General features: G+C 72.5%; 11 protein-coding genes. All 11 read left to right on the top strand.

What is annotated here, in order from left to right; genetic code table 11:
- Positions 1-65 precede the first annotated feature (65 nt).
- Positions 66-452, top strand: coding sequence for a DUF6394 family protein (locus H5J29_RS08570; RefSeq protein WP_181780380.1), 387 nt, complete (start codon positions 66-68; stop codon positions 450-452).
- Between the two features lie 10 nt (positions 453-462).
- A complete protein-coding gene (locus H5J29_RS08575; protein ID WP_181780381.1) occupies positions 463-2298 on the top strand; it encodes a potassium channel family protein in 1836 nt (611 codons plus the stop codon).
- Between the two features lie 65 nt (positions 2299-2363).
- Positions 2364-3767 (top strand): sensor histidine kinase, encoded by a 1404-nt coding sequence (locus tag H5J29_RS08580; RefSeq protein WP_312858119.1) that lies wholly within the window; start codon positions 2364-2366, stop codon positions 3765-3767.
- A gap of 74 nt (positions 3768-3841) precedes the next feature.
- Positions 3842-5134 carry a hypothetical protein gene (locus H5J29_RS08585; protein WP_220187138.1) on the top strand — a complete coding sequence of 431 codons (1293 nt, stop codon included), beginning with the start codon at positions 3842-3844 and terminating at the stop codon, positions 5132-5134.
- A gap of 255 nt (positions 5135-5389) precedes the next feature.
- Positions 5390-7504, top strand: coding sequence for a glycogen debranching protein GlgX (glgX, locus tag H5J29_RS08590; protein ID WP_181780382.1), 2115 nt, complete (start codon positions 5390-5392; stop codon positions 7502-7504).
- Positions 7505-7652: 148 nt separating this feature from the next.
- Positions 7653-8405 carry a hypothetical protein gene (locus tag H5J29_RS08595; protein WP_181780383.1) on the top strand — a complete coding sequence of 251 codons (753 nt, stop codon included), beginning with the start codon at positions 7653-7655 and terminating at the stop codon, positions 8403-8405.
- A 30-nt stretch (positions 8406-8435) separates the two neighbouring features.
- On the top strand, positions 8436-9392 hold the full coding sequence (locus H5J29_RS08600; protein ID WP_181780384.1) for a ParA family protein: 957 nt from the start codon (positions 8436-8438) through the stop codon (positions 9390-9392).
- 299 nt (positions 9393-9691) lie between these two features.
- The gene (locus H5J29_RS08605) at positions 9692-10117 is read left to right on the top strand and encodes a PadR family transcriptional regulator (RefSeq protein ID WP_181780385.1); all 426 of its coding nucleotides are present in this window, start codon (positions 9692-9694) and stop codon (positions 10115-10117) included.
- Positions 10118-10183: 66 nt separating this feature from the next.
- Positions 10184-10462 carry a GlsB/YeaQ/YmgE family stress response membrane protein gene (locus H5J29_RS08610; protein WP_181780386.1) on the top strand — a complete coding sequence of 93 codons (279 nt, stop codon included), beginning with the start codon at positions 10184-10186 and terminating at the stop codon, positions 10460-10462.
- Positions 10463-10508: 46 nt separating this feature from the next.
- Positions 10509-10865, top strand: coding sequence for a hypothetical protein (locus tag H5J29_RS08615; RefSeq protein ID WP_181780387.1), 357 nt, complete (start codon positions 10509-10511; stop codon positions 10863-10865).
- Positions 10866-11012: 147 nt separating this feature from the next.
- On the top strand, positions 11013-11456 hold a 444-nt coding region (locus H5J29_RS08620), incomplete at its 3' end, for an alpha/beta fold hydrolase (RefSeq protein ID WP_181780388.1).

Below are 11456 nucleotides of genomic sequence, written 5' to 3' on the forward strand. Positions count from 1 at the left end.
GGCCGCGGGCATGACATCCTGGCGCCGGCCCGGTGGGGTCGCGGGCGGCCGAGCCGGGAGCGTGGATGAACCTCGAGAAGGTGGTCTTCGGCTTCTTCGTGCTGCTGGCCGCCACGCTCAACTTCGGGTTCTTCATCGGTGACATCTCGAACCCCGAGCTGCACAACATCTACGAGCTGTTCGCGGCGATCGTCGTCAGCCTGATCGCGACGGTGCTGAAGTTCGGTGACCGCACACAGATCGGCGCCGTGCACCTCGCCACCAGCCTCGTCGCCGACCTGCAGCTCGTCGCCGCGGCCCTGGCCTGGACCTACTCGGCCCACATCGCCGCGGACAGCCTCACGCCGTCGGCGACCGCGAGCGTCGTGTCGCTCTCCGGCGGCGCACTGCTCGCCAACATGGTGTCGGTGGTGCTGCTCGTGATCGAGACCGTGTCCTACCACCGCAGGTAGGGAGCGCGCCGTGGGCAATCCGCTGCTCTCGTTCTGGCTGCGGCTGCTGGGCCAGGACGAGCCGCCGCCTCGGCGGGGCCCCTCGGGGCGGCTGCGCAGGCGGATCCCGATGGCGTCCGCCGTCGAGGCCGAGGCCACGATCTTCCTGATCCTGCGCCGGATGCGCACCCCGCTCATCGTGCTGATCACCATCTTCGCGGTGAGCGTGCTCGGGCTGACCCTCGTCCCGGGCGCGAGCGGCCGCGGCATGAGCTTCTTCGACGCCTTCTACTTCATGAGCTACACGGCGTCGACCATCGGTTTCGGCGAGCTGCCGGACCCGTTCACCGCCGCCCAACGGCTGTGGGTCACCGCGGCGATCTACCTCACCGTCATCGGCTGGGCGTACGCCATCGGCTCGCTGCTGGCGCTCGTGCAGGACCGGGCGTTCCGCCGCGCGCTGGCCCTGCAGCACTTCACCCGCAAGGTCAAGCGCCTGCGCGAGCCGTTCCTGCTGATCGTGGGGCACGGGCGGACCGGGGAGCTGCTGTGCCACTCCTTCGACGCGATGGGCAAGCGGGTCGTGGTGATCGACGTCGCGGAGGACCGCATCGTCGCCCTGGAGCTCGGGTCCTACCGCGGGGACGTCCCCGGGCTCGTCGCCGACGGCCGCGACCCCGGGCACCTCGGGGTGGCGGGCCTGCGCAACCCCCGCTGCGAGGCCGTGCTCGCCCTCACCGACGACGACGAGGCCAACCTCGCCGTCGCGATGACGGCGGCGCTGCTGCGCCCGGACCTGCCGGTGATCGCCCGCACCGTCTCCCCCACCGCCGCGGAGCGGATCCGCGCGTTCGGCACCCCGACCGTCGTCAACGCGTTCGACCGCTTCGGCGACCACCTGCGGGTCGCGATGCGTGCACCCGCCTCCTACCAGCTCATGACGTGGTTGGAGAGCGGCCCGGGCGCCGAGCTGCCCGACCGCGGCCGCCCGCCCGGCGAGGGCCACTGGGTCGTGTGCGGCTACGGCCGGTTCGGCCGCGAGGTCACCGCCGACCTGCGGGCCGAGGGACTCGAGGTGACGGTCGTCGAGACTCGGACCGGGGCAGGCGACGCGGCGCCCGCGGACGGGGGTGTCGCCACCGTCCAGGGCTCCGGCAGCGACCCGGACGTGCTGGAGCGGGCCGGGGTCGAGGGGGCGGTGGGTTTCGTCGCCGGGACGGACAACGACACCACGAACCTCTCCATGGTCGCCGACGCCCGCAGGCTCAACCCGTCGATCTTCGTCGCGGCCCGGCAGAACCGGCCCGCGAGCGCACCGCTGTTCGCCGCGATGGAGGTCGACTCGCTGCTCGTGCCCGCCGAGGTGGTGGCCCACGAGGTGTTCGCGCAGCTCAGCACACCGCTGCTCTGGCGCTTCCTGCAGCAGGTGCCCGCCCAGGGCGACCGCTGGGCCACCCAGCTCATCGACCGGATCACCGCCCAGTGCGGTCACCGGCTGACCTCGCCGTGGAAGGTCCGGCTCAACCGGGGTGAGGCCCCGGCCCTCGTGGGCTGGCTCGGCACGGGCGAGGCCCGGCTCGGGGACGTCCTGCGGGACCCGGAGCGACGCGAGGACCGGCTCGCCGTCGTGGTCCTGATGATCCTGCGGCGCGACGCCGACGGGGACGAGGAGTGCCTCATGGCGCCCGCGGACGACGTCGTGCTCGCGCCGGACGACGAGCTCATCCTGATCGGCGGGACCGCCGCCCGCCGGGGCCTCGACGTGACGATGCTGGTCGACGCCGCCCGCGAGTACGTGCAGACGGGACGGCGGGTCCCCAACAGCTGGCTCTGGCGGAAGCTGGCCCGCACCGGTCCTGCAGGCTGATCCCGATCCCGCGCCGGCCCGGTGGGTAGGCTCGGCCGTGATCAGGAGGAGCGGAGGCGCGACCGGTGGTGCACGTCGAGGAGCTGCGGTCGCTGCCCCTGTTCGGGGAGCTGTCCGCGGAGCAGCTCGCGCAGCTGCTCGCGCTGTCCACCGTGGTGGTGATCGAGCCCGGGATCGAGCTGTTCGGTGAGGGCGAGCCCGCGGACTCCTGGTGGGCGTTGGTCGACGGTGCGATCGAGCTCAGCCGCGTCGTCGACCGCGAGGAGACCGTGGTCGGCCGGATGGACGTCCCGGGCCGGTGGGCGGGCGGGTTCCGCGCCTGGGACGAGCGCGGGGTCTACCTGGCGACCGGGCGCGGGAAGGTCGCCGGGCGGGTCCTGCGGCTGCCCGCCGCGGCGCTGGGCGAGCTGTCGAGGACCTGGTTCCCCTTCGGCAGCCACCTGATCAGCGGGCTCTACCACACGGCCCGCTCCATCGAGTCGACCGCGCGGCACCGCCAGTCGCTGGTCGCCCTGGGCACCCTCGCCGCAGGGCTGGCCCACCAGATCAACAACCCGGCCGCCGCCGCGACCAGGGCGATCGACGAGCTGGAGGACACGTTCTGGGGCCTGACGTCCTCGCTCGGGCTCCTCGCGGGCCAGGAGATCACCGCCGGGGAGTTCGCCGCGCTCGACGCCCTCCGCGCCGAGCTCGGGACCCGGCCGAACGTCTCCGACCCGCTCGCCCTGTCCGATCTCGAGGGCGACCTGGAGTCGTGGCTCGCCGACCACGCCGTCGAGCGGGAGTGGCTCGTCGCCCCCGTCCTGGCCGCCGCCGGAGCCGACCTCGCGTGGTGCGAGCGCGCGGCCGCCGTCGTCCGGGCGCCTGCGCTCGGCCCCGGCCTGGAGTGGGTGGCGAGCACCCTGTCCGCCACCGCGCTGCTCGCCGAGCTCAAGGAGTCCACCGGACGGATCTCCGAGCTGGTCGCGACCATGAAGTCGTACTCACAGATGGACCGGGCGGCGCTGCAGCGCGTCGACGTCGCCGCCGGGATCGACAGCACGCTCGCGATGCTCGCCCACAAGCTCGGCGCCGACGTCACGGTCGTCCGCGACTACGCGGCGGGCGTGCCCGCGGTCGAGGCCTACGCGAGCGAGCTGAACCAGGTCTGGACCAACCTGATCGACAACGCCCTCGACGCGATGGGGGGATCGGGCACCCTCCGGCTCACCGTGCGCGCCGAGGAGGCCGTGGTGGCGGTGGCGGTCACCGACACCGGCAAAGGCATGACGCCGCAGGTCGCGGAGCGGGCGTTCGACGCGTTCTACTCCACGAAGGACGTCGGCGAGGGCACCGGGCTGGGTCTCGACATCGCCCGCCGCGTGGTCGTGGAGCGCCACCACGGCACGATCACGATCGACTCCCGGCCGGGCGAGACCAGCCTGCACGTCCGCCTCCCCCTCCGCCCCACCCCCGAGCCGAGCCACTGAGCCGAGCCACCGAGCCGAGTCACCGAGCCGAGTCACCGAGCCGAGCCGGCCAACACCGAAGGAGACCAGACCGGATGTCGTTCACCGTGTCGGGGATGCGGACCCCGCCCGCGACCTACGCCTGGAGCCGCTTCGGCGCTCCGGAGTACACGGACTGGCTCGACGAGAGCCTGTCCTGGAAGAACACCTGCTACATCGGGGACTGGTCGTTCCTCTGGCAGCACCGGATCAGCGGCCCGGACGCGCTGCGGCTGATGGCGGACCACTCCGTCAACACCTTCGCCACGTTCCGCGAGGGGCAGTCCAAGCACGCCATCCACACGAACCGGGCGGGCAAGGTCATCCACGAGGGCATCGTCACCCGCTACGGGGCGGACGACTACGTGATGCACGGCCGCGGCGGCTTCTGGATCGACTACCGGCTCGCCCAGGGCGACTACGACGCCACGGTCACCCGGGACGACTGGTTCGTCTTCCAGGTCTCCGGACCGACCGCCCTCGGCGTCCTCGACCGCCTCGACGCCGACAACCACCTGCGCGACACGAGGTACATGCACGTCTCGCCGATGCGGATCGCCGGACACGCGGTCTGGGCCCTCCGCCAGGGCATGGCCGGTGAGATCGGCTTCGAGCTGCAGGGTCCGCGGGAGTTCGGCGACGCCGTGCACGCCGCGGTGATGGAGGCGGGCCAGGAGTTCGGCATCCGCAGGCTGGGCGCGCGCGTCACGATGATCAACCACCTCGAGGCCTGCTACCCCACGATCGCCACCGACTACATCCCGGCGATCTTCGACGAGGACATGGCGGAGTACCTGGAGATCTTCCGCTCCTCCATGCCTGCCTTCGCCCAGCCCGCCTACATCGCGGGCAGCTACGACGGCCGGGAGATCGCCGAGTACTACCGCAGCCCGGTGGAGCTCGGCTGGGCCCGCACGGTCAACCTCGACCACGATTTCCTCGGCCGTGAGGCGCTGGCCAGGGAGAAGGCCGATCCCGTCCGGGTCGTCCGGACGCTGGAGTGGGACGCGGAGGACGTGCAGGACGTCTTCGCCTCCCTCTTCCGCCCGGGCGCGAACTACCCCTTCATGGACATGCCGCGCGACCAGCGGGGCTTCATGTGGGCGGACAAGGTCACCGCCGGCGGCGATCCGGAAGCCGTGGTCGGCGTGGCCACCTCCCGGGGCTACAGCTACTACTTCCGGAAGATGCTGTCGCTCGCCACGGTCGACGTGGCCCACAGCGAGATCGGCACCCCGCTCACGGTGCACTGGGGCGAGCCCGGCGGCCCGCAGAAGCCGATCCGCGCCGTCGTCGCGCCGGCGCCGTACAAGGAGGACCACAGCCGCGGGGACCTCCACTCCGCCTGAGGCGGGCCCGCGACGACAGGGCGGTGACAGGGCGGCGCAAGCGGGCGGGTCGATCCTCGGCCCATGGACACCCACCGCGACCCCGCCCACCGACACACCGCCCGCTGCCACTGGGACCTGCGCCGATGCGCCTGGCGGTGCCCGCCGCCGGAACCGAGGGTGACGACCGTCGCCCCCGCCCGAATCGCGACGGGGTCGCGGAGCGGCTAGAAAGACGTGCCCGCGGTCGCGGGCGGCACATGCGGTGGAGGTTCGATGCAGATCTGGCCCGGTTCGTCCTACCCGCTCGGAGCGAGCTTCGACGGCGGCGGTACGAACTTCGCCCTCTTCTCCGAGGTCGCCGAGCGCATCGAGCTCTGCCTCATCGAGGCGGACGGCTCCGAGCGCCGCGTCGACCTGCCCGAGCGCAACGGGCTGGTCTGGCACGGCTACCTGCCCCGGGTCTGGCCGGGGCAGCGCTACGGCTACCGGGTGCACGGCCCCTACGAGCCCGCGGCCGGGATCCGCTGCAACCCCGCCAAGCTGCTGCTGGACCCGTACGCGAAGGCGATCGACGGCCGCATCGACTGGGACGAGTCCCTGTTCTCGTACCACTTCGGCGACCCGGACTCGCTCAACGAGGCGGACTCCGGCCCGCACGCCATGCACTCCGTGGTGATCAACCCGTTCTTCGACTGGGCCGGTGACCGGCCGCTGCGCGTCCCGTACAACGAGACCGTCATCTACGAGGCCCACGTCAAGGGGATGACGGCGCGGCACCCGGAGATCCCGGAGGACGTCCGCGGCACGTACGCGGGCCTCTCGCACCCGGCGATGATCCGGCACTTCCGCAGGCTCGGCGTCACCGCGGTGGAGCTCATGCCGGTGCACCAGTTCGTGCACGACTCCACACTGGAGGAGAAGGGCCTCTCGAACTACTGGGGCTACAACACCATCGGCTTCTTCGCCCCGCACAACGGCTACTCCTGCTTCGGCAGCCTCGGCGAGCAGGTCTACGAGTTCAAGTCCATGGTCCGGGCGCTGCACAAGGCCGGCATCGAGGTCATCCTCGACGTCGTCTACAACCACACCGCCGAGGGCAACCACATGGGCCCGACGCTCTCCTTCCGCGGCATCGACAACCAGGCCTACTACCGGCTCGTCGACGGCGACGAGGCCTACTACTACGACACGACCGGCACCGGGAACTCGCTCAACGTCCGCCACCACGAGTCGCTGCGGCTGCTGATGGACTCGCTGCGATACTGGGTCACCGAGATGCACGTCGACGGCTTCCGGTTCGACCTCGCCTCCTCCCTGGCCCGCGAGTTCCACTCGGTCGACCGGCTCTCGGCGTTCTTCGACCTCGTGAACCAGGACCCGATCGTCAGCCAGGTCAAGCTGATCGCCGAGCCCTGGGACGTCGGCGACGGCGGTTACCAGGTCGGCGGTTTCCCTCCCCTGTGGACGGAGTGGAACGGCCGGTACCGGGACACCGTGCGGGACTTCTGGCGCGGCGAGCCGTCGAGCCTCGGGGAGTTCGCGGCCCGGTTCACCGGCTCGTCGGACCTCTACGAGACCGACAACCGGAGGCCGATCGCGTCGATCAACTTCGTGACCGCCCACGACGGGTTCACCCTCGCCGACCTCGTCTCCTACAACGAGAAGCACAACGAGGCCAACGGCGAGGACAACGCCGACGGCGAGAGCCACAACCGCTCCTGGAACCACGGCGTCGAGGGCGAGACGGACGATCCCGAGGTCCTGGAGCTGCGTGAGCGGCAGAAGCGCAACATCCTCACCACGCTCCTGCTCTCCCAGGGCGTCCCGATGATCGCGCACGGCGACGAGCTCGGGCGCACCCAGCGGGGCAACAACAACGTGTACTGCCAGGACAACGAGCTGTCCTGGGTGGACTGGGACCGCGCCCACGACAACGACCGCCTCGTGGCCTTCACCGCCCGGCTCGCCCGGCTGCGGGCCGAGCACCCGATCTTCCGGCGGCAGCGGTTCTTCCAGGGGCGACCGCTGCGCGGCCAGGGCGTGGACGACATCGCCTGGCTGGGTCCGGACGCCCAGCCGATGAGCGACGAGGACTGGGACGGCACCCACACCCGCACCCTGACCGTCTACCTCAACGGCCGCGGCATCCCCGACCGGGACGACCTCGGTGTCCGCGTCGAGGACGACTCCTTCCTGCTGCTGGTCAACACCCACCACGAGCAGCAGACCCTCGCCCTGCCAGACGCGAGCTACGGCGCGGCCTGGCGCGTGGTCGTCGACACCGCCGCGCTCGACGACGCCACCCACCCCGCGCTGGGGCCCGACCAGTCCGTCGACCTCCCCCCGCGCAGCATGATGGTGCTGCAGAGCCACCCCACGGAGGGCTGAGCGGCCGGACGGCCGCAACGGCGCAGCGAACGGCCCAACTTCCCCCCTCCCGGGTTTGATGGCCCGGCCCTCTCGGGCATCCGCGCCCGACCTGCCGGAACGGCACGTCCCGGCGGGTCCGCCCGCCGGTGAGCGAGAGGGCGTGGTGATGGCTGAGGACACGCGGCCGACGGACCTGGCCGACATCAGCGGTTACATCATGCTGGGCAGCAAGAAGCTGACTCTCCGCATCACCGTGGAGGAGACGGGCGAGGCCCGGATCGACGCGGGGATGGAGGACGGGTCCGTCGACGAGCCGGAGGACGACCTGGCCGACGACGAGCTCGACGAGCCGGACGAGGCCGACGAGCTGGAGGACGGTGCCGACGACGAGCCGGACGACCTCGAGGACGACGGCGCCGACGAGCTCGACGACGAGCTCGACGACGGCGAGGACGAGGTCGACGGCGAGGTCTCCGACGGTGACGAGCCCGCCGACGATGACGAGGCCGACGGTGAGGTCGACGAGGACCTCGACGGCGCGGTGGACGAGGACGACCAGGACCTCGACGACCAGGACCTCGACGACGAGGCGGACGACGAGGCGGACGACGAGGCGGACGACGAGCCCGAGTCCGACGAGTACGAGGACGAGGACGAGGAGCTCGAGGACGAGCCCGAGGAGCTCGCCGACGAGGCCGACGACGACACCGAGGACGATCTCGAGGACGACGAGCCCGAGGAGCCGCCGGTCGAGGAGCCCGCCCCGTCGGAGGAGGACCTCCGCGACCTCCTGGCCCACCGCTCCCGGCCGAGACGCACCGCGCGCAAGCGACCTGCACCCGACCCGGAGCCCGACCCGGAGCCCGAGCCGGAGCCCGAGCCCCGGCCCCGGCGGCGGCGACGCCGTCCCGCGTCCTGACCGGCCCGCCGACGAGCGCGGAGGTTGCCCGTGGCCACGACCACGAAGACCCGGGAGCGTGAGGCCGCGCTCGCCCGGGTGATCGCCGTCGTCAACGACAAGGGCGGGGTCGGGAAGACCTCGCTCGCGGCGAACCTCGGCGGGCAGTTCGCCGGGGCCGGCTACCGCTGCCTGCTCATCGACCTGAACCGGCAGGCCAACCTGGCCGACGACCTCGGCTACCGCGGCACCGACATCGACGACGAGGGGGCGGGGCTCCTCACCTCCGTCCTCGCGCGGACGCCGCTGGTGCCGGCGCGCGACGTCCGGCCGCAGCTCGACGTCGTGTGCGGCGGCGCCCGGCTGGAGGACCTGACCCCGGTCATGGTCTCGCGGCTGCAGCACCACGGGCGCGAGGCGTTCCGGGTGCTGGGCGACGTCCTGGCCCCGGTCGCGGCGGACTACGAGCTGATCTTCATCGACTGTCCGCCCGAGTCCACGATCCTCACCGACCTGGCCCTCGGATCAGCGCGCTGGGTGCTGATGCCGACCAAGTCCGACCTCGGCGGGCTGTTGGGGATGACCCTGGTCGCCGAGCGGTTCGCCCTCGCCCGCGAGATCAACGAGCGGCTCGGGCTGCTCGGGGTGGTCCTGTTCGCGACGGGGAGCCGGGCCCGGGCGATCCAGGGCGAGGCACTCGCCGCGATCGACGAGGCCTTCGGCGGCACCTCGCCCCGCTTCGAGACCAGCATCCGGCACGCCGAGCGGACCGCCCAGGACGCGCGGCGGCTGGGCAGGCTCGCCCACGAGCTGGAGGTGGAGGCGGCGGCCCAACCCGCCTGGTGGGAGGAGCTGCGATCGGGTACCCGCAGCAAGCGGATCTCGGAGACCGCGGCGAGCGTCGCCGGGGACTACCGGGCCCTCGGCCTGGAGGTCCTGTCGGCCCTCCAGGCCGCGGAGACCGCCGAGAAGCCGCGCGGCCGCCGCCGGAGGGGAGCGCAGAGGTGAACCGCCAGACCGGTGACCTGTCGTCGACCTTCGGGGCCGCGGCCGCCGGCCTGGCCCCCACCCGACGTCGGAGGCGGAACCCCGCGCACAACGGCTCCCGCGACGAGGACCACGAGCCGACCACCGACGAGGGCACCGACGAGCCCACGGCAGGAGTCCCAGCCGAAACCTCAGCAGAGACCCCAGCAGAGACCCCAGCAGAGACCACCGACGGTCAGCCTCCGACCACCGGGCCCGACACGACCCAGCCCGACACGACCCAGCCCGACACGACCACCGACGAGAGCGGGACCGAGCCCATGCGCACCGAGACCGGAGCGACACGCCGCGGCCGACCCGCCCGACGCCGCACCACCGCACCCGCCGGGAGACGCCCCCCGCCCCGCCGCCGCCCGCTCCGGATCCGCGACCCCCACCAGCTGGACCTGCTGCTCCTCGCCGTGGTCGAGCGTCGTCCGGGCAACGGCCACGCCGTCCACGACCTGCTCCGCGAGCTCAGCGGCGGGGCGTTCGACCCCACCATCCAGGGCATCCTCCGCCGCCTGCGCCGGCTGACGAGCAACCGCCTCGTCACCCGCGACACCCGGGACCGCCACTACGTGCTCACCCCGCTGGGCGAGCGCATCCTGGCGGCCTGGCGGCGGGAGTGGGCCGCCTACTCGGCCGCGGTCGACGGCGTCGTCACCCGCGAGGACGGCGACGCCGACCGCGCCACCCCGAACTGATCCCCGAAGGCTCCATTCGGCCCATCCCACCAAGCGCCTCATCCACCACAGGAACACACTCACGCCATGACCGTCACAGGAATCATCACCGCAATCGTCATCGGCGCGATCATCGGCGCACTCGCCCGCCTGATCCTGCCCGGCAAGCAGAACATCCCGATCTGGCTGACGATCGTCGTCGGCATCGTCGCCGCCTTCATCGGCACGTTCATCGCCCGCGCCATCGGCATCCCCACCGCCACCAGCGGCATCGACTGGCTCGAACTGCTCGTCCAGCTCGTCGTCGCCGTGATCGGTGTGGCGATCGTGGCCGGTGCCTACGGCCGCCGGGGCGCCCGCCGCTGACGCACCCGGACCGTCCGACGAGAAACCCCTCCAGAAGGAGATCGACATGGGCCTGATCCGCACCGCCATCGTCTTCGGCGCCGGTTACCTCGTCGGGCGTCCGGACGGCCTGGAGCAGCTCGAGAAGCTGCGCGGCCAGGTCGTCACCCTCGCCAACCGGCCGGAGGTGAGGAAGGTCCGGGAACAGGCGTGGGACATCGCGGGAGACCAGGCCCTGGCGGTGAAACGCAGGCTGCCCCGCCGATCGCCGAGCGACGACGGCTCGCCCGAGGTGCCGGTCGCCCGCAGCCGCGGGTGGCGGCCGGGGTCCCACTCGGCGTCGGTCCCGGTCGTGGCCGAACCCGCCCTGACCGAGGAGCCCCTGGCGGCGGGCGGCGTCACACCGCCCCAGCAGCCGGACTGACCCACCGTCGGCGGGTGTGACGCGGACGGGTGTGACGCGGACGATGCCCTCGTCCGCACTATCGATCAGCTGAGCGGGCTATCCCCCGGGCAGCACGCCCACCACCCGCTCCCCCCGCCGACCGGTGTGCCCGGCCCGAAGGACGACATGCCCCGCCGACGCCACCTCACCCCGTCCGCACCCGCCGTGGCCTGCCCCTCGACCCGACGTGGGTACCGCGGCGCCGCGGTGCGACACCGCGAGATCACCCTGCACGACCAGCGGGTCACCTACTCCGAGACCGGTGCCCGCAGCGGTGGGCCCACCGTGGTCCTCCTGCACGGCCTCGCCAGCAGCTCCGCCACCTGGGCCCCCGTCCTGCCGATCCTCGGCAGGCACGCCCACGTGATCGCCCCGGACCTCCTCGGCCACGGCGAGTCCGCGAAGCCGCGCAACGGCGACTACTCGCTCGGCGCCTACGCCGCGGGCCTGCGCGACCTCCTGGTCGCCCTCGGCCTCGAGCGCGCCACGATCGTCGGGCACTCCTTCGGCGGCGGGGTGGCCATGCAGTTCGCCTACCAGTTCCCCGAGCTCACCGAGCGGCTCGTGCTC

Source organism: Pseudonocardia pini, from assembly GCF_013870575.1.
Taxonomy (GTDB): domain Bacteria; phylum Actinomycetota; class Actinomycetes; order Mycobacteriales; family Pseudonocardiaceae; genus Pseudonocardia; species Pseudonocardia pini.